The organism is Microbacterium sp. Cr-K32 (genome assembly GCF_000708345.1).
Taxonomy (GTDB): Bacteria; Actinomycetota; Actinomycetes; order Actinomycetales; family Microbacteriaceae; genus Microbacterium; species Microbacterium maritypicum_A.
This window is the reverse complement of sequence record NZ_JARD01000029.1, coordinates 185,638-205,861: the sequence shown is the minus strand read 5'-3', so window position 1 is coordinate 205,861 and position 20,224 is coordinate 185,638. Positions and strand designations below refer to the sequence as shown.

The window sequence follows — 20,224 nt, the reverse complement described above, 5'->3', positions numbered from 1 at the left end:
GAGGTTCCTGTCATTCGGTCGACCGGTTGTCCCCACCGTCTGGTGATCGGATCGCGCCTTGAATGACTTAACTCCTTAACGGTGTTAACAGCTGTGGATACTGTGGATAACTCGGTGGATAGCAGTGGCGAGTAGGGAACTACACAGTTGTCAGTTGTGGAAACCCTGAGGAATCCGCGGGTTCCGGGCTTTCCGGTCGGTGATGGCCCTCCCCGAGTTATCCACAGGTTTGGGTGATCAGCCCACATTCGTCCCGATGGAATCCACGGTCATCCACAAGTTATCCACATGTGCATAGAGGCATCTATCCGACGATCAGAATCCCTGTCGGGCTCACAAAAAAGGGAGGACGGCACCGGTTCAGGTGCTGTCCTCCCCTTTTCTCGGAGACGCGGCGTGTCAGCGTCGTCCGAGCTGCGTGGTGATCTCGGTGACCTGGTTGTAGATGGAGCGGCGCTCCTTCATGAGCTCGCTGATCTTCTTGTACGCGTACATGACCGTGGTGTGGTCGCGGTTGCCGAACAGCTGTCCGATCTTCGGCAGGGAGAGACTGGTCCGCTCGCGACACAGGTACATCGCGATCTGGCGGGCGGTCGCGATCTGCTGCGACCGGCTGGAGCCGTAGAGGTCGTCGACCGTGAGCTTGAAGTACTGTGCAGTCGCCGTGATGATGTCGGTCGGCGAGATGATGTTGTCCTCAGCCGTGTCGATGATGTCGCGGAGCACGGTCTGCGCCAGGGAGATGTCGAGAGCGGAGCGGTTCAGGCTCGCGAAGGCCGACACCCGGATGAGTGCGCCCTCCAGTTCGCGGATGTTCGATGACACCACGGTCGCGATGTACTCGAGTACCTCGTCGGGAATATGGAGGGCCTCGCTCTGCGCCTTCTTCCGGAGGATCGCGATACGCGTCTCGAGGTCGGGCGCCTGCACGTCGGTGATCAGACCCCACTCGAAGCGGCTGCGCATCCGGTCTTCGAACCCGGTCAGGTGCTTCGGGGCCACGTCACTGGTGATCACGACCTGCTTGTTGTGATCGTGCAGTGTGTTGAAGGTGTGGAAGAAGGCTTCCTGCGTCTCGGCGCGTCCCTGCAGGAACTGGATGTCGTCGATCAGGAGGATGTCGACGTCGCGGTAGCGCGCCTGGAACGCGGCGCCGCGGTTGTTCGCGATCGAGTTGATGAAGTCGTTCGTGAACTCCTCGCTCGAGACGTAGCGGACCTTGACCCCTGCGTAGAGGGATTGCGCGTAGTCGCCGATGGCGTGAAGGAGGTGGGTCTTCCCGAGACCGGAGTCTCCGTAGATGAAGAGGGGGTTGTAGGCCTTGGCCGGCGCTTCGGCGACCGCGACGGCCGCGGCGTGCGCGAAGCGGTTGGACTGTCCGATCACGAAGTTGTCGAAGGTGTACTTCGGATTCAGCCGCGATTCGTGGCGCAGCTGGGTCGGCTGTTCCATGGGGGATTCGACACGCACCTGCTCGTGGCGCCCGAAGTCGCCGACCGCGATCGGCGCCGTCTGCTGCTCTGCCAGCTCGTGGTTGACGACGACGCGGTAGGACGTGACCTCTTCGCCGATGTGCGAGAGGGCCTCCATGATCGGCAGGCGCAGGCGCTTGTTGATCTGCGCCGCGGTGAGGTCGTTCGGCACTTCCAGATACAGCGTCGCTGACATCACCCCTGCCGGGACGGCGAGACTGAGGAAGCCCTGCAGCTGAGGTGTGACCCGATCGTCGTCGACCAGAAGCTCCTGCACCGTGGTCCAGATGGGGACGTCGGGCTGGGCAGGTGATGACATGACGCTCCGGACGAGTGATCGAGGCGGGGTCGACGTGCCGTGTCCCCTGTGGATAACTTAGGATGCCACGGTAGTCATCCCGGCTGTGAACGGCAACCTGCCCTTGAAAACACGCGTGCGTGTTGCAGCTGCCGGCCGACCCGGGGTTGTGGATAATGGCTGTGCGGTTCGTACCGGAAGACCACCAGAGGAGCGCGCAGATTTGCTCTGCGCGCCGGTAAGACGTACCCTTACTTGGTTGACTTATGCCATTTTTGGCAGTACCCCATGTCTCCGGTCGAAGTGAACCCGGTGGCAGCATTCCCGGAGTGATTCCATGAGCAAGCGCACCTTCCAGCCCAACAACCGTCGTCGCGCCAAGAAGCACGGCTTCCGTGCCCGCATGCGTACGCGTGCAGGCCGCGGCATCCTCGCTGCACGCCGCGCGAAGGGCCGCACCGAGCTCTCTGCGTAGTCCGCTGTGCTCGCCCGCCCGTATCGGCTGACCCGCGGGAGCGACTATCGTCTGGTCGTTCGTCGCGGTTCCCGTTGTGGCGGGGCGCGCGTCATCACCTCGATGCTGACGACGGGCGAGAGCAGAGCCGCAAGGTTCGGATTCATCATCAGCAAGCAGGTAGGCACCGCTGTGGTGCGCAACACCGTGCGTCGTCGGCTCAAAGCCGTGTGCGCGGAGGCGCTCCCGGGTGTTCCCGAGGGCACGGATGTCGTCATCCGTGCCCTCCCTGCGTCTGCCACGGCCTCCTTCGCGGAGCTTCGAGCCGATGTCGAACGCTGCTTGGGCAGACTGACGCCGGCTCCTGCCGCGGTGTCGGCATGACCGCGCTTCCAGCCTCGTCTGTCGGGACCGCGCAGTTGCACGCGCGGGACCTGATCCGCAGCATCCCGGTGATCCCGCGCAATCTCGTGCTGGGATTCCTCACCGCGTATCGCAAGGTCATCTCCCCGATGTACGGAGATGTCTGTGCGTACTATCCCAGCTGTTCCGCCTACGCTGTAGGTGCGGTGCAGCAGCACGGTGCAGTGAAGGGAGCGGCGCTCTCGGCATGGCGCATCCTCCGCTGCAACCCCTGGACTACCGGCGGCGTCGATGATGTCCGTCCGCACGACCACTTCCGTTACGACCTGACTGCACACGGTTTCGTCGTCCCTTCCCGAAAGGACTGATCGGTGGGTCTTGACCTTCTGCTCGCCAGTGCGACTCCCAGCCCCGAACCCGCGGCAGGTGGGTTCGATCTGATCGGCACCATCCTGTGGCCGCTCAAGTGGGTCGTCGAGCTCATCCTCGTCGCCTGGCACTGGCTGTTCACCGCCGTCGGGCTTCCTGCGGCATCCGGCATCACCTGGGTGCTGTCGATCGTCGGACTCGTCGTCGTGGTCCGTGCCGCTCTGATCCCGCTTTTCGTGAAGCAGATCAAGAGTCAGCGAAAGATGATGGAAATTGCTCCTGAACTGCGAAAAGTTCAGGAGAAGTACCGCGGCAAGAAGGATCAGCTCTCTCGCGAGGCCATGAGCCGCGAGACCATGGCGCTGTACAAGAAGCACGGCACGACACCGATGTCGAGCTGCCTGCCTCTGCTGGTGCAGATGCCGATCTTCTTCTCGCTGTACAGCGTGCTGAGCGATGTGAGCAAGCATGCGAAGGCAGGTGGTGGTGGCGTCGGGCTCCTGAGCCCGGAGCTGACGAAGGAGTTCTACGACGCCAAGCTGTTCGGCGTCGCCTCGCTGCACGAGAACCTCGGCAATGCGATCGATGCGAAGAACACCACGGCGATCGTCATCCTGGTCACGCTCGTCGTCCTCATGATCGCTTCGCAGTTCTTCACACAGCTGCAGATCATCTCGAAGAACCTGTCGCCCGAGGCCAAGACCGGCCAGGCGTACCAGATGCAGAAGATCATGCTCTACGTGCTGCCGCTGGGCTTCATCTTCTCCGGTGTCTTCTTCCCGCTGGGCGTCGTCGTGTACTGGTTCATCTCGAACCTCTGGACCATGGGCCAGCAGTTCCTCGTCATCCGCGAGATGCCGACACCCGGTTCAGAAGCCGCCAAAGCTCGCGAGGAGCGTCTCGCCCGCAAGGGCAAGGCCATCGATTCCTCGGGCAAGGTCGTCCCGATGGCCGCTTATGAGGCGGAGCAGCAGCGTCTGCTCGAAGAGGCCGAGAAGGCCAAGGCGGAAGCACCGAAGCGTCAGCAGCCGGTCGGCAAGAAGCGCGCGAAGAAGAAGGGGAGCGGTTCATGAGCGAGACCATGACCGACAGCACCGAGCCCACCGTGGCTCAGCTCGAGAACGAAGGCGACGTCGCCGCGGACTATCTCGAGGAACTTCTCGACATCGCGGACATCGATGGCGACTTGAACCTCGACGTTCGTCAGGGCCGCGCTTATGTCTCGGTCGAGGCCGAGGGAGATGCATTGGCGTTGCTCTCCGCCCCGGATACGGTGCAGGCGCTGCAGGAACTGACGCGTCTCGCGGTGCAGAGCAAGACCGGGTCGTTCTCTCGACTGATCCTCGACATCGCCGGCTCCCGCGACACCCGTCGCCGTCAGTTGGAGACGTTGGTCGATGCCGCCGCCGCGAAGCTCGACGAGGGCTCATCCCAGGCGTCTCTGCCTTCGATGTCGAGTTACGAGCGCAAGCTGGTGCACGACATCGCTGCCGAACGGGGTCTGGTCTCCGAGTCCTACGGTGAGGGTGCCGACCGCCACACGGTTCTTCGCCGTCGTTGATGTTTCACGTGAAACATCGTTTCGGGGGCAGGTATGAGTGAGCTGGAGCAGGAACCCTCGGTCGCTTCCGATCTCTTCGGAGACCGCATCGATGTGGCACGTTCGTTCACCTCAGCTCTCGCTCGCGAGGGGGAAGAGCGGGGCCTCATCGGTCCACTCGAGCTCCCACGGCTATGGACGCGTCACATCCTCAACAGCGTGATCGCTGCTCCCCTCTTTCACGGTTCCGTCGCTGATATCGGCTCTGGTGCCGGACTTCCTGGCCTGGTGCTCGCGATAGCCCGCCCGGACGTGCAATGGACTCTTGTTGAACCGATGGAGCGACGCGTCACCTGGCTCAACGAGCAGGTCGATGGACTGGAGCTCTCGAACGTGACCGTTCTTCGATCGCGTGCGGAGGATGTACGTCCTGCGGAAGGCTTTGATGTCGTGACTGCTCGCGCCGTCAGCGCACTGCGCACCCTGGTTCCGTTGACTGCTCCGCTGGTTCGAGATGGCGGCGAACTCGCTCTCCTCAAGGGAATGAACGCACCGAATGAGATCGAGGCGGCCCAGAAGCAGATCAAGAAGTTCCGTCTGACGGATGTGAGGGTCGAGGTCTTGGGGGAGGGTATCCTCCCCGAGACCACCCGGGTGGTTCGCGCGCGCGTTCGCTAGGGCCGTCCAGTTCCACAGATAGGCGGGGTGTTTNAAACACCCCGCCTATCTGTGTAGTGCTGTCGGGGCCAGTTTGCCTCGCGCCGGAGTGATGTCGGCTTTGGACGTGATGAATTGTCGGGCGCCTGTCTTCTGTAGAGGCCAGACGACCCGGGGATGCGGTTGGGCTCCCGACGGAAGATCCTGGTGGGAGCGGGCCAAGCATGCCGGTGCTCCGTCCTCGCTATGTCTGTCTGGGGGAAAGCGGGGCTTGGGCGCCGCTCGACGCGGAGATCGCTGAAGTGCCGTCGATTACGCGGCCCACCTCTTCGTCGCGCAGACTAGAGGAGATGTTTCACGTGAAACACGGTGGATAGACGTATCTCGTGGCGCAGCCTCTCGTAATGGTCCTGTGTCTCTGGGTGCTCGAATGGGCGCAATGACGACGTTGTGGGGAATAGCCATCTCGGATTGTCGTCGGTGGAGTTGTCGCGGGCGGCCAGCGTGATGGCTTGTGGGTGTGGGCGTGGGAGTGGCAGATGCGCACCAAGGAATGTGGTGCGCAGGCTTGCTGCCGGCGCGGACCCGGTGATGCCGATCACGCTTGCTGCCTGGTTTCACGTGAAACGCTGACTTTGCGTACAGGCGCGAGATCGACGGCTCAAGCTCCACCGAGTCCCCCTTGACGGAGCGAGCACTATGTCGACCCCACCTTCGTGGATGCCCATCTGCCACGCTCACGGTTCTCGATGGCTTTGGAAGGGTGTTTCACGTGAAACGTTCCCGCCCGTTCGTCGGCTATCGCGCGTGAAAACGGTTCTGCCGTGGAGAACCGCACGAGCGACATTGATCTGGAGAGGCGCGGATAGTGGGGTGGGGGAGGGAGGTGGCCACTGTCTTTTGCTTGCGAGACGTATCCCCCCAAGGGTCGACGTCTTCCATGTGCGCCTCATCTCTCTGCGTTTCGCCTATGTGTGCCTGACCTTTTGGGCACCGATCGCCGGTGTTGCGGATTGCGGTCTCTCTTGTGAAGGGGGACTCCCTGTAGATCTGCAACTCGCCGCAAGACTGGGACTACCTGTGGAGAGTGGCCTTCGCGGCGGAGCGCGATCTGGTCGCCGCTTCGCACTCCGGGGCGCGGGGATTCGCGTGGTTGTCCTCCCAGCGCATGGTCACATGTGGATGCACTTCCTCCAGGAATCACTGCGCTGGTATTGGTGTCCGATCTCGTCCGTGCAGCCCTTCTTCACTCATGTTTCACGTGAAACGGCTCGAGGTACCGTGGTTGCGCCGCGGGCGGTCATCTCGAGGTAGGTCCTTACGAGGCTGATCGGCAGCAGCGGGGCTCGCGCGGTGTGCGTGAGTCCCGCGCTCCGGCGCAAGCGGCTTTCTCCGTGAGCGCAGTACGGACGAGTTGATGTGAGGAAGAACGCCGCTCTGCGCACGGCCTTGTAAACCTTCGGTTCAGGCGCGTAGCTCGGTCAGCGCGGCTAGGAGAGTGCGGCTCAGGTAGTGCGGCCAGGGGATGCGGCTAGGGGGTGCGGTCAAGGGAATGTAGTTCAGGGAGTGCGCTTCGGTTGGGGTGCACGGGCTAGGGAGCACATTTCAGGAGACGCGGCTCGGCACGAAAGTCCATGGCGCCCCAAAACTGACATACCCAGGCTATGCCCCGCCGTCGTTCTGCCGGGGAGGAAGCGGCTCCCAGGGTGCACGCGCCTCGCGAACGCCCCCGTTTCACGTGAAACAACGGCCTCGACCGCCAAAAGGGGCCCTCAGACCTCCTGAGATCTCGGATCCCTTTCCGCCCGCAACGTACCCTCGAAGGGCCCACGGCGTACGCTCCGTCATCGAAGGTCAGTCCCAGCGATTAGAGTGGAACGCGGCCCCGAAAGGAGTGGATGTTTCACGTGAAACAGTCCGAGAAGACGTCATCGAACGGATCGTTCGGGATGGATACGCCGCTCGCGCGGGAACTCGCTGACCTCTCCGCGCGTCGGCGCGCACTCGAGGCCACCACCGTGGAGTTCACCGGGGACACCCGTGTACTGACGGTGTCGAATCAGAAGGGCGGTGTGGGTAAGACCACTACCGCCGTGAACATCGCCTCCGCCCTGGCGGGAATGGGGGCGAAGGTTCTGGTCATCGACCTCGACCCCCAAGGCAATGCGTCCACGGCCTTGGGTGTGCCGCACAGCGCTGAGATTCCCAGCGTCTACGACGTACTGATCGATGAGCTCCCACTGGCGGACATCGTGCAGGAGAGCCCCGAGGATTCGAACCTCTTCTGTGCGCCGAGCACCATCCATCTCGCGGGTGCAGAGATCGAACTCGTTGCACAGGTCGCCCGAGAGCATCGCCTGCGTCGCGCGCTCGAGGCGTACCTGGCCGACCACCCCATGGATTTCGTCATCATCGACTGCCCCCCTTCGCTGGGGCTGCTCACGATCAACGCCTTCACGGCCGCCACCGAGGTCTTCATCCCGATCCAGTGCGAGTACTACGCCCTCGAGGGATTGAGTCAACTGCTCGGGAGCATTCAGATGATCCAGAAGCACCTGAATCCGGTCCTTCACCTCTCCACGATCCTGCTCACGATGTTCGATGGTCGTACGCGCCTGGCGCAGCAGGTCGCCGAAGAGGTGCGTACGCACTTCCCGGAGCAGGTACTCGAGACGGTCATCCCGCGTTCCGTCCGGGTATCGGAGGCCCCCAGCTTCGGTCAGACCGTGATCGCATACGACGGTCAGTCCGCCGGCGCGATCGCGTACCGTGAGGCCGCTGTTGAAATCGCGTCGCGCACAGCGACGCAGAGCAAGGAGAAATGATGGCGAAGCGCACTGGGCTGGGTCGGGGTATCGGCGCCCTCATCCCCACAGCTGATCAGTCGGAACGTCCCGTCGACGTGTTCTTCCCTGGTGCGAGCCTGCGACAGGCGAACGCGGAGACCGCGCCGGAGGTGGAGGCCGACGCACCCGATCTCGAGATCGTCCCCGGCATCCACCTGATCCAGGTCGACCCGAACACGATCGTCGCCAACCCCCGCCAGCCTCGAACACACTTCAACCCCGAAGATCTGGCAGAACTGGTGCACAGCGTGCGTGAGTTCGGTGTGCTGCAGCCCGTCGTGGTTCGCAAGAACACCGAGGGACAGTACGAGCTCATCATGGGCGAGCGGCGCACTCGTGCCGCTCGCGAGGCAGGTCTCGACGTCATCCCCGCGATCGTCCGCGACACCGCCGACGAAGACCTCCTGCGGGACGCGCTGCTCGAGAACCTTCACCGCTCCGAGCTGAACCCGCTGGAAGAGGCCTCGGCCTATCAGCAGCTGCTCGAAGACTTTGGTATCACCCAGGAAGAGCTGGCCACTCGTATCGGACGCTCTCGTCCGCAGATCAGCAACACGATCCGTCTGCTGAAACTGCCGGTGCCGGTGCAGCAGCGGGTGGCGGCGGGAGTCCTGACCGCGGGCCACGCACGCGCGATCCTCAGCCTCGACAATCCCGAGTCCATGCAGCGCCTCGCGGACAAGGTCGTGAACGAAGACCTCTCGGTGCGCGCCACGGAGGAAGCGGCCAAGTCGCAGCCCAGCGCCGGCAAGACCGTGAAGCCGACTCCTGGTGCGCGACGTGCGTACCTCGATGAGGTCGCCGGCAAGCTCGGTGACCGGTTGAACACCCGGGTGAAGATCGCTCTAGGTGCACGAAAAGGCCAGGTCACGATCGACTTCGCTTCGATCCAGGATCTCAACCGCATTCTCGAAGAACTGGGAGAGGGCGGCTACGGCTCGTCGAAGTGATCTCCCGACAGGAGCAGCGCTAGCCTAGACTCGCGTCATCGTGACGACGAGGGGGATGTCATGTCGAGAACAGCCGGTCCAGCAGCCATCAAGCGCCGTGTGATCGCCGTCAGTATCGCGGCCGCGTTGGGTGGTTTCCTCTTCGGATTCGACACCGCCGTGATCAACGGTGCCGTCGACGCGCTGGCGGGCGACGTCTCGGGGTTCGATCTCGGGACTGCCCTGAAGGGCTTCGCCGTGTCTTCGGCCCTCATCGGCTGCGCCGTCGGTGCCTGGTTCGCGGGTCCGGTCTCCAACAAATACGGCCGCATCCCGGTCATGGTCGTCGCCGCCGCGATGTTCTTCATCTCCGCCATCGGTTCCGGTCTCGCCTTCAGCGTCGTCGATCTCATCATCTGGCGAGTCATCGGGGGCCTCGGCGTCGGTGCGGCCTCGGTGATCGCACCGGCCTACATCGCCGAGGTATCGCCGGCTGCCATCCGCGGGCGCCTCGGCTCCCTGCAGCAGCTCGCCATCGTCACCGGTATCTTCGCGGCACTGCTCTCCGACGCACTGCTCGCCGGTATCGCCGGTGCCGCGGACCAGCCGCTGTGGGGTCTCACCGCGTGGCGCTGGATGTTCATGGTGGCCGCGATCCCTGCCCTGGTCTACGGGCTCATGTCGCTACGGCTGCCGGAATCTCCGCGATATCTGGTGCGCAAGGGTGAGCTGAAGAGAGCTGCCGACGTTCTCGAGACCGTCACCGGGACCGTCGATGTGCAGGGGAAGATCGACGAGATCACCGGAACCATCGACACGGAGCGCTCGGAGTCGCTGCGTGACCTGCGCGGCAACCGTCTCGGCCTGAAGCCGATCGTCTGGATCGGCATCCTGCTGTCGGTGTTCCAGCAGTTCGTCGGCATCAACGTGATCTTCTACTACTCGACGACCCTCTGGCAGTCGGTGGGCTTCGACGAATCCAGCGCTCTGCTCACCTCCGTCATCACCTCGGTCACGAACATCGTCGTCACGATCGTGGCGATTCTGCTGGTGGACAAGATCGGTCGCCGGATCATGCTGCTGGTGGGGTCCGTCGGGATGACCGTGACGCTGGGCCTCATGGCGGTGGCATTCTCGTTCGGCACGCTGGACGCGCAGGGGACGGCGACGCTTCCCGACCCGTGGGCCACCATCGCCCTGATCTGCGCGAACGGTTTCGTCGTGTTCTTCGGCGCGAGCTGGGGTCCGTTGGTGTGGGTCCTGCTGGGCGAGATCTTCCCGAACTCGATCAGAGCCGGTGCTCTCGCCGTCGCGGCTGCAGCGCAGTGGGTCGCCAACTTCTTCATCTCCACGACGTTCCCGGCGTTCGCTGAGATCGGCCTCACGTTCGCCTACGGGTTCTACGCGTTCTTCGCGCTCCTGTCGTTCTTCTTCGTGTTCTTCAAGGTGCCGGAGACCAAGGGCAGGGAGCTCGAAGACATGACCGAGAACATGAAGGTGGAGCGCCGGAGGGGCCCGCAGCCGACGTAGGCTGGAAGTATGACCGAGTCCGTACAGCGTCGCGCCAGCCTGGAAGTGCTGCGTGCCGAAGCGGCGGACGAACTCGCGGTCCTCATCCAGGAGCGCCTTCTCGGGGGAGAGGACCCCTGGGAGTTCATGGAAGAGCTCCCCAGCGTCGATGAGCTCGTCGTCTACCTGCTGCGCGCGGACAACATCAATGCGAACGACGGCGTGCGTCCCAATGCGGCCCGACACTATCGCGTGCTCCGGCAGATCGCCCTGGAGTACCCGGAGCTGACATCGGCCGTCTGGGGCCTGCTGGACGAGAAGCAGCGGCACCGCCGCTGGGATCCGACCGTCGCCGACGCCTCCTGAGGTGGGCGTGGTTCTCGTTCCCCACGATCCGAGCTGGGCAGCGGTCTTCGAGGACGTCGCGATGCACGACAAGCACTGAGAAGGACGGCGTCGTCTCCGCGACGCGACGCGGAGACGACGAAGGGCCGTACCTCCCCGGGAGGTACGGCCCCTTCTTGTCAGAGGATCAGCCGATGAATGCGGCAAGGTCCTTCTCGAGCGCGAACTTGGGCTTGGCGCCGATGATGGTCGTCTTGACCTCACCACCGTGGAAGACCTTCATCGCCGGGATCGACGTGATCTGATACTTCATCGCCAGCTCGGGGTTCTCGTCGACGTTGAGCTTGAGGATGGTGATCTTGTCGGGGTTGTCGGCCTGGATCTCGTCCAGAACCGGCGCGACCATACGACACGGACCGCACCACTCAGCCCAGAAGTCCACCAGCACCGGACCGTCGGCCTGCAGAACGTCCTGCTCCCAGGTCGCCTGGCTCGTAGCCTTTGCACTCATCAGAGTTCTCCTTGATTCGAGGTTCGCCTGCTACAACAGCCGACGAGGGGAAAGTGTTCCCGGGCTATGCCGAGGCGGTGAGGATCTCAGCGGCCTCGGCCGCCGGGACCTCGACGGAGGCGTCTTCGAAGTCTGCGAGGAAGTGCTCCGCGTCGAGAGCGGCGACCGTCCCCGTGCCGGCAGCCGTGATGGCCTGACGATAGGTGGGGTCGATGACGTCGCCGGCAGCGAAGACTCCGGGAACCGAGGTCTTCGACGAACGGCCGTCGACCCAGATGGTGCCCTCCGACGTCAGCTCGAGCTTGTCGTGCACGAGGTGCGTGCGCGGGTCGTTGCCGATGGCGATGAAGAGTCCGTCGAGCGGGAGGTCGCTGAGGGTGCCGTCAACGGTCGAGCGCAGCTGCACGCCGGTCACGGAGTCACCACCGAGCACTTCGGCGACCTCACTGTTCCAGACGAACTCGATCTTCTCGTTCGCGAAGGCGCGCTCCTGCATGATCTTCGACGCTCGCAGGGTGTCCTTGCGGTGGATGACGTAGACCTTGTCGGCGAAACGGGTGAGGAACGTGGCCTCTTCCATCGCGGAATCGCCGCCTCCGACGACCGCGATCGTCTTCTCGCGGAAGAAGAACCCGTCGCACGTGGCACACCAGGAGACGCCGTAGCCCGAGAGGCGCTCTTCACCTTCGATGCCGAGCTTGCGGTAGGCGGAACCGGTCGCGTAGATCAGGGACTGCGTCTCGTGCTCCGCACCGCTGCCGAGGATGACCTTCTTGACGGGACCGTCGAGCTGCAGCTCGGTGACGTCGTCGTAGACGACCTCGGTGCCGAACTTCTCCGCCTGCTCCTGGAACTTGGCCATGAGTTCGGGGCCCTGGATGCCTTCGGGGAAGCCCGGGTAGTTCTCGACCTCGGTGGTGTTCATCAGCTCGCCGCCGACCTCGACGGAGCTCGCGATGAGCAGCGGCTTGAGGTTCGCCCTGGCCGCGTAGATGGCAGCCGTGAATCCGGCGGGGCCGGAGCCGATGATGATGACCTGACGCATGTGCTCTCCGTCTTAGAAACTGCAGTCGAATGACCTTCGAATGCTTCAACCCATGGTAACCGCGAGGCATTCCCCGCACAGTCTGCGCCGCTGCGCTGGGAGAAGCCTTTGGGGTGGGATCAGCGACCGGGCAGGAAGCGACGGATGAGGGCGCTGCCGGCCTTGAGCTCAGGGGCACGCAGGAGAGCGAGAATCGCGATGTAGACGATCACCACGACGAGCCCGATGATCGCAGTGCCGAGGGCGCCCTGGATCTTGTCATCCATCGTCCAGCCTGCGGTTCCTCCCAGCAGGGCGAACGCTCCCCAGCCAGCGAGACCCGCGGGGACGCCGGCGATCGCGAAGCGAACGATGGCGGACATCCAGGAACGGATCTGCAGGCCGCCGATCTTGCGATGCAGCAGCCACGTGGCGACGATCGTCTGCAGGACGCTCGCGATGGACTGACCGAGCGCGACCGCCGCGGCGAGGGACGTGAGGGGGATGATTCCCGCTTCGCGCATGCCCAGCGCGATGAGCGCCGTCACCACGATGAGCACGCACTGGAAGATCGTGAACCAGAACGGGGTGCGCGTGTCGTCGTACGCGTAGAACGTGCGCTGCACGATGAACAGGACCGTGAGCGGGATGAGCCCGACGAGATAGGCGAGCAGCACCAGGGCGGCTGCCTGGGCGTCGTCGGCGGAGGCGGTGAACACCCGAGAAGCAGGGATGGCTGCGGCCGCGACGGCTGCTGTTGCCGCGACGATGAAGAAGAGCAGTGTGCGGATGCTCTGCGCGATGTCGGCACGGACTTCATCGTCGCGGCCGGCGGCGGCGTGACCGCTGATCTGGGTGAAGTAGGGAGTGCCGATCGAGAGCACGATCACCGAGTACGGGAGCATGAAGATGAGCCAGGCATTCGCCGTCACGGTGGCGGAAGCACCGAAACCGGCGACCTCGCTGACGATGTAGCCCTGGAGGACTCCGGCCGAGAGACTCGCGAACGCCATGAGGAAGGTCCAGCCCGCCAGCCGTCCGACATTCCCGAGTCCGACACCCCGCCAGCGGAAGTCGGGTTTCAATGCGAGCCCCGTGCGGCGCCAGAAGAGAAGCAGGACGACGGCCTGGAGTGCGATGCCGAGAGTCGCCGTGCCACCCAGCAGCGTGATCATCTGCGGCGTCCAGTCGGCGGCCTTCGTGGACACCGGCCCGAACAGGGCACCGAGGGCGAGGAAACCGGCGATCGACACGATGTTGTTGACGACGGGCGCCCAGGTGAACGGACCGAAGATCTTCCGCGCGTTGAGAGCCTCGCCGAGCATCGCGTAGAGGCCGTAGAGGAGGATCTGGGGGAGACACCAGTACGCGAGTGCCGTCGCGAGCGCGAGAGTGGCCTCGTTCGCCTTGCCGGCGACCAGGTGGACGAGCCAGGGCGCCGCGGCGGTCGCGATCCCCGTCACCACCACGAGCACCACGGTACCGAGGGTGAAGAGCTTCGAGATGAACGCGTTGCCGCCGTCGGCATCCGCTGTCGCCTTCACGATCTGCGGAACGATGACGGCGGTGAGGATTCCGACCGAGATGAGGGAGAAGACGCTGTTCGGCAACTGGTTCGCATAGGTGAACGCGTCTGCTGCTTGGGATGCGACCGAGCCGAGGACGCCGACGAGCACGATGCTGCGGAGCAGGCCGGTCAGTCGAGAGACGAGGGTGCCGGCGCCGATGATGGCGCTCGCGCGGCCGAGACTACTCAATCTGTCTCCCGTCGACGGTCTTGTCTCCGGTCGTCGGTGCAGGAGCATCGGATTCGGCTTCCACGACCACCTCGTGTTCCGCGGCCACCTCCGCCTCCGCGGCCACCTCGTCGAGTTTCTCGAGCTCGGCCTCCGCCTCGGCCTCTTCAGCAGCCTCGTGGCGCTTGCGGCGGACCGTCCGGATCACACCGAGGGTGATCAGGAGGACGGCGAGACCTCCGAAGATGACCAGACCGATGGTCTCCCACTCGGCGCGAACGGCGACTCGGATCTCCTGCTGACCCTGGATCTGCACGCCGGTGGGGCTGTAGAGGCTGAGCCGCAGGTCGACCTCACCGCTGCCGACGCGTGCCGATACCGGGACCTTGACGCGCTTCGTCGAGTTCGCCTCGACGACGGTCTCGGTCATCGGGGTGACTTCGAGGCGCGGGTCGGTCGGTGAGACGAACAGCTGCACCGTCACCGGCCACGGAAGGTCGTTGCGCACGGCGATCGGCAGGTCGGCGTTGGCGGTGAGCAGCTGGATGGTGCTGGACGGCGGGATGCTCACGGCCGCGAGCGTCTCCGTGGTGCGCTTCCGGTGCTTCTCGACACCGTCGGCGAAGGACTTCGCCGACGATCCGACGGCCAGCGTGCGGAGGATCCTGATGCGCTCGGGGCTCAGCAGCACCTGGGGGTCGGTGAGGATCGAGGAGAAGGCGGTGAGAGTGCCCTCATCGGCGAGGAGCTCGTTGACCGCGGTGGCGCGAGCGGGATCGGCCTGGGAGGTGAGGGCGGCCGGAACCGGCGGTGTCGCGCGGAGCGCGGACAGCTCGAATCCGATCGAATCGGCGGCCGAGATCGCGTCGCGCAACGCGTCGGCGTCGCGGTTCTCGTCGCGGTCGAGTCCGACGAGCAGGGGGGCACCGGCGACGCGATCCTCGGCGAGCAGGAGCAGAGCAGCGGCCTCGGCGAGGAGGCGCTGGCGATCGAGCGGGTCCGCTTCGGCCGCGACCTCGGACAAGGACTCGGACAGGCCCGTGTCTGTGACCAGGAGGTCGTTTCCGCCGAGCGTGGCGTGCGCCGCACTCTGTCCGCCGAGCGCTGCCGAGGAGACGACCGTGGTCGTGCCCTCGCCGAGGTAGCGCGTGAACGAGGAGAGGTCGTCGGGTCCGAGGTCGTCGTCCGGCCACAGGATTCGAGGAAGGGCACCCTCGACGGCCGTGAGCTCCTGGTCGTCAGGAAGCTGCGGCGTGTTGGTCGGGCTGGGGGACGGGCCCGGCGTCGCGCTCGGTCCGTCCGTCGGGGAGACGCTGGCAGGTGCCTGCGGGAAGTTCGCGGGATCGAGGAACGGAGCCAGAGTCGTCGGCTGCAGGAGTGCGGGCAGCCCCGCCTGTGCCTGAGCGGTGGCATCCGCATCACCGAACTGCAGCGCGAACCGTGCGTTGGGCAGAGCTTCGAGACGGGTGAGCCAGTCCTGGGCCGACCGCGGCGCTGAGGAGCCGAGCACGCGGATGGCCGTGAGGATCGACGGGTCGATCGCGAGCACCGCGGTGGTTCCCGCGACACCGTCGAGCTGAGCGGTGAGAGCACCGTCCGGCGCGGTGAGCGCGGCGAGTTCGTCGGAACTGAGCAGCGCCCCACCCTCCGGCGTCGCGGTGACCGGGACCAGGACACCGACCTGCGTCGTCTGGGAGTCCGCCACGACCAGCACGCTCGTGGCGGTGGCCGCGACGGCTGTCGCGCGATCGTCGGTGGCGCTCGCCGTCTTCGCGCCGGTGAGCTCTGCGCGCAGCGGGTACACACCAGGGGTGAGATCGGAGAGGGTGTCGGCGGGCACGAAGACCGTCGCCGTGGCCGACGTGTCGGCCTCGAGTGGCGCCGTCGTCTCGGAACCGATCGTCGCGAAGTCGCCAGGAGCCTCACCCTCGTCGAGCCAGCTCGTGACCGAAGCCTCATCCGTCAGGGGAGTCTTGCTGAGCTCCACCTGTACCTGACCGCCGGAGAGCTTCGAATCCGTGTCGTTCTGCAGCGTAACCATCGCGGTGGTCGCGGAACCGGGGGCGACGAGCCCCCGCAGACCCGCGGAGACGTGGAACCCGATGCTCTGCTCGTCGTCTGAGGAGGATCCGCCGGCGGCGATGGCGGTGCTCGGGAGGGCGACCGTGTAGGCGCCCAAAGCGATCGCGAGTACAGCGGTCCCGCCTGCGAGCCTTCGCAGGCGCGCACGGAAGCCGTGCTCGGGGGTGATCGCGGTCATGAAGGTCTTCCTCGAACGCCCGGAAAAGGGCTGATCGTGAGTACTGACCCCCTGATTCTAGGAGGCCTGGGGAAGGAGAACCCTGAAGACGCGTAGAGTGACGGCCGTGTCCGACACCCCCGCACCCCACACCGACCCGCTTCTCGTCGCCGCACTCGCTTCTGATCTCGACGCCGCCGACCTGCGTTCCGCGCCCCTTCGCCGACTGTGGGGCGAGGAGGCCGACGATGCCCTCGCCCGCGGGATGAGAGAGCCTATCCTGCGCGCGATCGCCGGTGACGGGGGCGTGCTGGCGACCCTGGGACGCCTCCTGGTGCTCGGCATGCCGCAGCCGCGGGTGGCGGTCGCCACCGCATTGCCGCAGCTCGGCGTGGACGGGCTCGTGGCGCTCGCACTCGCGACAGCCGATGCCGATACCGTGACCCCGACCGTCCTGCTGCGTCCACAGTCGTTCGTAGACGCCGACGGCGTCGGGGAGTGGTGGATCGCCAGCGACCTCGATGAGGTCGCGCTCGACGGCCCTCTTCCTCTCGACCACGTGCTCGGGGTCGGCGGGGCGTCGCGCACTCTCGCCGAGACGATCGTTCCCATCCAGGTCGATCGCGCGCTCGATCTGGGGACCGGGTGCGGGATCCAGGCGCTCCTCGTCGCCCGTCGGGCCGGCACCGTGATCGCGACCGACATCTCGGAGCGCGCCCTGGCCTTCGCGGAACTCAACGCCCGCCTCAACGGCGTGGCCAACATCGAGTTCCGACACGGCAGCATGTTCGAGCCCGTCGCGGGCGAGGCCTTCGACCTGATCGTCTCCAACCCGCCGTTCGTCATCACCCCCCGGATGGACGGCGTCCCGGCGTACGAATACCGCGACGGCGGACTGGTGGGAGACGCGCTCGTCGAGCAGTTCGTGCGGAGCGCACCCGCGTATCTGACGCAGCACGGCATCGCCCAGCTGCTCGGCAATTGGGAGTCGCGGGCCGGGATCACGGGCCTCGCACGTCTCGACGCGTGGGTGCCGAGCGACATCGACCTCTGGGTGATCGAACGCGAGGAGCTGTCGCCGCTCGGCTACGCGGAGTTGTGGATCCGTGACGGCGGCACCACACCCCGCGACCCTGCATTCACCCCGCTGCTGACCGCCTGGCTCGACGACTTCGCCGCGCGAGGCGTGACGTCGGTCGGATTCGGGTACGTACTGATGCGGCGAGGCTCGACGCCTCCGCTTCGCCGTACGGAGCGCATCGCCCAGCCGGTCTCCAACGTCGGCGCCGCTCTCGGTACCGGGCTGGCCGCGCACGACGCCCTCGCCGACGGGCTTCCTGCAACGCTGGTGACGGCACCCGATGTCACCGAGGCCCGGCACCTGCTTCCGGGCAACGACGACCCGAGCGTCATCGAGCTGCGACAGGGCGGCGGCTTCGCCCGGACGGTGAACGTGGATCCCGCGCTCGCCGGGTTCGTGGGCGCGTGCGACGGCGAGCTCACCGTGGTGCAGATCGTCTCGGCGCTGGCCGACCTCTTCGAGGTTCCGCTCCCGGATCTGTGGGCCGAGATCGAGCCCCGCATCCGGTCACTCGTGCTCGACGGCATCCTGGTACCGGGGGAATAGACGGCGTTTCCATGCGTTGGAATAGATCATGAAGGCTTTCGGATTCCTCTCCTTCGGGCACTATGCGGATGTGCCCGGCTCAGCGACCCGCACCGCGGGGGACATGCTGAAGCAGACCATCGCGATCGCCGAGGGCGCAGACGAGATCGGTGTGAACGGCGCATACGTTCGTGTGCACCACTGGGCGCGTCAGGCGGCTTCGCCGATGCCCCTGTTGACGGCCATGGCCGCGCGCACGAAGCGCATCGAGGTCGGCACCGGGGTGATCGACATGCGCTACGAGAACCCGTTCCAGTTCGCGGAAGAAGCGGCTGCGCTGGATCTGATCTCCGACGGACGCATCGCGCTCGGGGTGAGCCGCGGTTCACCCGAGACGGCTCTGCGCGGCTATGAGACCTTCGGCTACGTCGATGAGGAGGACACCGAGCGCGGGAGCGTCATCGCCCGGGAGAAGTTCGACCTGTTCCTGCGCGCGATCGACGGCGAGGGAATCGCCCCCGGTGATCCCCGCATGGTGGGCGCCGGACGCTACCTCGCGATCGAGCCGCAGTCGCCGACGCTTCGCGATCACGTCTGGTGGGGATCGGGTTCGCGTCCCACCGCGATCGAGACGGGTCGCAAGGGCCTGAACATGATGAGCTCGACGCTCGTCACCGAGGCCACAGGGCAGCCGTTCCACGAGTTGCAGCGTGAGCAGATCGACCTCTTCCGCTCGGCGTACAAGGAGGCCGGTCACACCGGCACACCGCGCGTCTCGGTCAGTCGCAGCGTGTTCCCGCTGGTGTCCGATATGGACCGGGCCTACTTCGGCCTTCGCAGCGAGGAGAACGCCGACCAGATCGGCATCATCGACGGCTTCCGTTCCACGTTCGGCAAGACCTATGCGGCGGAGCCCGACGTGCTGATCGAACAGCTGAAGCAGGACGAGGCGGTGATGGCCGCTGACACCCTGATGCTGACGATCCCGAACCAGCTCGGGCCGGAGTACAACCTGCACGTGTTGGAGTCGTTCGCGAAGCATGTGGCACCTGCACTCGGATGGAAGCCGAACACGGAAGGGCCCGTTCAGGGCGACGCCGTCTGAACACTACCCTCGTCCTTGACAAGGCGTCGCTGAACGCTGACGCTGGGTGACGGCGCGTCGATGGACGCGTCGTCACCCCGTGCAGGTCCGGAGGCAGTCATGACCCGTGTTCGCGTCGATCTCAACATCTCGCTCGACGGCTTCGCCACGACGACGGATCAGACTCCCGAGAACCCGTTCGGCGAGGACTGGGGGCGGTTGACGGCGGCATATACGGCAACCCGCACTTTCCACGAACGCGTCTTCCATGACACCAGCGGGGCGGGCACCACCGGCGTGGACGAGAAGTACGCCTCGCACTACTTCGAGAACATCGGCGCCGAGATCATGGGGGCCGGGATGTTCGGGCTCCACGCGAACCCGGACGACCCCGACTGGCGCGGATGGTGGGGAGAGGAGCCGCCGTTCCAGGCTCCGGTGTTCGTGCTCACGCACACCCCGCGTCCGTCGATCGAGTTCGCCAACGGCACGAGCTTCCACTTCCTGTCTGCCGAGCCCGAGGAGGCGCTCCGGAAGGCGGTCGCCGCTGCGGATGGACGCGACGTGCGCGTCGGAGGCGGGGCGACGACCGTGCGCGAGTACCTTCGCGCCGGACTCGTCGACGACCTGCATGTGGGGATCACGCCGATCCTAATCGGCAGCGGGATCCGCCTGTGGGACGACCTGCGCGGGTTCGAGTCGGGCTACCGCGTGACCTCGGAGGTCGCCGAGTCCGGTGTCACGCACATCACGTTCTCCCGCGAGGGCTGACCCGGGCAGGCGGGGTCGATCTGGAAAGCTGGACCGGTGCGCATCCGACCGTTCCAGCCCGAAGACACCGATGCCGTCGTGGCCCTGTGGGAGACCGCAGGTCTCACGAGACCGTGGAACGACCCGCTTCAGGACATCGCCCGCAAGGCGACAGTGCAGCCGCATCTCTTCGTGGTGGCGGAGGACGAGACAGGGCGGATCCTCGGTTCGGTCATGGCCGGCTACGACGGACATCGCGGGTGGATGAACTATCTCGCCACGAATCTCGATGCACGAGGGCTCGGGGTGGGCAGGGCACTCGTCGCCCACGTCGAGGCCGGTCTGCGCGATCTGGGCTGCCCCAAGGTGAACCTGCAGGTGCGGACGGGGAACGCCCAGGTCGTCGAGTTCTACCGACGCCTCGGCTACGAGATCGACGACACGGTCGACCTGGGCAAGAGGCTCATCGCCGACGTGTAGTCGGGAGGAGGT

At 65.4% G+C, this 20,224-nt stretch carries 18 protein-coding genes and 1 pseudogene; 14 read left to right on the top strand and 5 right to left on the bottom strand.

Annotated features, from left to right (window positions below):
• Positions 1-399: 399 nt before the first annotated feature.
• Positions 400-1,668 carry a chromosomal replication initiator protein DnaA gene (gene dnaA / locus GZ64_RS0118250; protein WP_372446043.1) on the bottom strand — a complete coding sequence of 423 codons (1,269 nt, stop codon included), beginning with the start codon at positions 1,666-1,668 and terminating at the stop codon, positions 400-402.
• 439 nt (positions 1,669-2,107) lie between these two features.
• Here dnaA and rpmH point away from each other — a divergent pair, with 439 nt between their 5' ends.
• The 10 genes and pseudogenes from rpmH to GZ64_RS0118200 all read left to right on the top strand — a co-directional run bounded on the left by rpmH (position 2,108) and on the right by GZ64_RS0118200 (position 10,803).
• The gene (rpmH, locus tag GZ64_RS0118245) at positions 2,108-2,245 is read left to right on the top strand and encodes a 50S ribosomal protein L34 (RefSeq protein WP_013584598.1); all 138 of its coding nucleotides are present in this window, start codon (positions 2,108-2,110) and stop codon (positions 2,243-2,245) included.
• A gap of 6 nt (positions 2,246-2,251) precedes the next feature.
• Entirely contained in the window at positions 2,252-2,608 is a 357-nt protein-coding gene (gene rnpA / locus GZ64_RS0118240; RefSeq protein ID WP_021201385.1) for a ribonuclease P protein component, read from the top strand.
• The gene (gene yidD / locus GZ64_RS0118235; protein WP_029268134.1) at positions 2,605-2,955 is read left to right on the top strand and encodes a membrane protein insertion efficiency factor YidD; all 351 of its coding nucleotides are present in this window, start codon (positions 2,605-2,607) and stop codon (positions 2,953-2,955) included. The genes rnpA and yidD overlap by 4 nt, the downstream gene beginning before the upstream one ends.
• 3 nt (positions 2,956-2,958) lie before the next feature.
• Complete coding sequence (gene yidC, locus GZ64_RS0118230; RefSeq protein ID WP_021201387.1) at positions 2,959-4,029, top strand: membrane protein insertase YidC; 1,071 nt, start codon at positions 2,959-2,961, stop codon at positions 4,027-4,029.
• A complete protein-coding gene (locus GZ64_RS0118225; RefSeq protein WP_021201388.1) occupies positions 4,026-4,517 on the top strand; it encodes a Jag family protein in 492 nt (163 codons plus the stop codon). The genes yidC and GZ64_RS0118225 overlap by 4 nt, the downstream gene beginning before the upstream one ends.
• Positions 4,483-5,174: pseudogene (gene rsmG / locus GZ64_RS0118220) on the top strand (16S rRNA (guanine(527)-N(7))-methyltransferase RsmG). Before GZ64_RS0118225 ends, rsmG begins: the two are co-directional and overlap by 35 nt.
• Before the next feature lie 1,877 nt (positions 5,175-7,051).
• Positions 7,052-7,978, top strand: coding sequence for a ParA family protein (locus tag GZ64_RS0118215; protein ID WP_029268132.1), 927 nt, complete (start codon positions 7,052-7,054; stop codon positions 7,976-7,978).
• Positions 7,978-8,949 (top strand): ParB/RepB/Spo0J family partition protein, encoded by a 972-nt coding sequence (locus GZ64_RS0118210; RefSeq protein ID WP_029268130.1) that lies wholly within the window; start codon positions 7,978-7,980, stop codon positions 8,947-8,949. Before GZ64_RS0118215 ends, GZ64_RS0118210 begins: the two co-directional genes overlap by 1 nt.
• Before the next feature lie 60 nt (positions 8,950-9,009).
• On the top strand, positions 9,010-10,458 hold the full coding sequence (locus GZ64_RS0118205) for a sugar porter family MFS transporter (RefSeq protein ID WP_231479931.1): 1,449 nt from the start codon (positions 9,010-9,012) through the stop codon (positions 10,456-10,458).
• 9 nt (positions 10,459-10,467) lie between these two features.
• Entirely contained in the window at positions 10,468-10,803 is a 336-nt protein-coding gene (locus GZ64_RS0118200) for a hypothetical protein (protein WP_021201393.1), read from the top strand.
• A 166-nt stretch (positions 10,804-10,969) separates the two neighbouring features.
• On the opposite strand, the gene trxA is transcribed toward GZ64_RS0118200, so the two are convergent.
• From trxA to GZ64_RS0118180, 4 genes are all read right to left on the bottom strand, one after another.
• A complete protein-coding gene (trxA, locus tag GZ64_RS0118195; RefSeq protein ID WP_021201395.1) occupies positions 10,970-11,293 on the bottom strand; it encodes a thioredoxin in 324 nt (107 codons plus the stop codon).
• 64 nt (positions 11,294-11,357) lie between these two features.
• Complete coding sequence (gene trxB / locus GZ64_RS0118190; RefSeq protein WP_021201396.1) at positions 11,358-12,338, bottom strand: thioredoxin-disulfide reductase; 981 nt, start codon at positions 12,336-12,338, stop codon at positions 11,358-11,360.
• A gap of 119 nt (positions 12,339-12,457) precedes the next feature.
• A complete protein-coding gene (gene murJ, locus GZ64_RS0118185; protein ID WP_029268128.1) occupies positions 12,458-14,074 on the bottom strand; it encodes a murein biosynthesis integral membrane protein MurJ in 1,617 nt (538 codons plus the stop codon).
• Positions 14,067-16,313, bottom strand: a complete 2,247-nt coding sequence (locus GZ64_RS0118180; protein ID WP_081859808.1) for a DUF6049 family protein — start codon at positions 16,311-16,313, stop codon at positions 14,067-14,069. The genes murJ and GZ64_RS0118180 overlap by 8 nt, the downstream gene beginning before the upstream one ends.
• A gap of 97 nt (positions 16,314-16,410) precedes the next feature.
• On the opposite strand from GZ64_RS0118180, the gene GZ64_RS0118175 reads away from it, so the two are divergent.
• The 4 genes from GZ64_RS0118175 (at position 16,411) to GZ64_RS0118160 (ending at position 20,212) form a co-directional block, all read left to right on the top strand.
• Entirely contained in the window at positions 16,411-17,919 is a 1,509-nt protein-coding gene (locus tag GZ64_RS0118175) for a DUF7059 domain-containing protein (protein WP_197020547.1), read from the top strand.
• Positions 17,920-17,947: 28 nt separating this feature from the next.
• Positions 17,948-19,003, top strand: coding sequence for an LLM class flavin-dependent oxidoreductase (locus GZ64_RS0118170; protein ID WP_021201400.1), 1,056 nt, complete (start codon positions 17,948-17,950; stop codon positions 19,001-19,003).
• A 99-nt stretch (positions 19,004-19,102) separates the two neighbouring features.
• The gene (locus GZ64_RS0118165; RefSeq protein ID WP_021201401.1) at positions 19,103-19,753 is read left to right on the top strand and encodes a dihydrofolate reductase family protein; all 651 of its coding nucleotides are present in this window, start codon (positions 19,103-19,105) and stop codon (positions 19,751-19,753) included.
• Between the two features lie 36 nt (positions 19,754-19,789).
• The gene (locus tag GZ64_RS0118160) at positions 19,790-20,212 is read left to right on the top strand and encodes a GNAT family acetyltransferase (RefSeq protein ID WP_029259454.1); all 423 of its coding nucleotides are present in this window, start codon (positions 19,790-19,792) and stop codon (positions 20,210-20,212) included.
• Positions 20,213-20,224 lie beyond the last annotated feature (12 nt).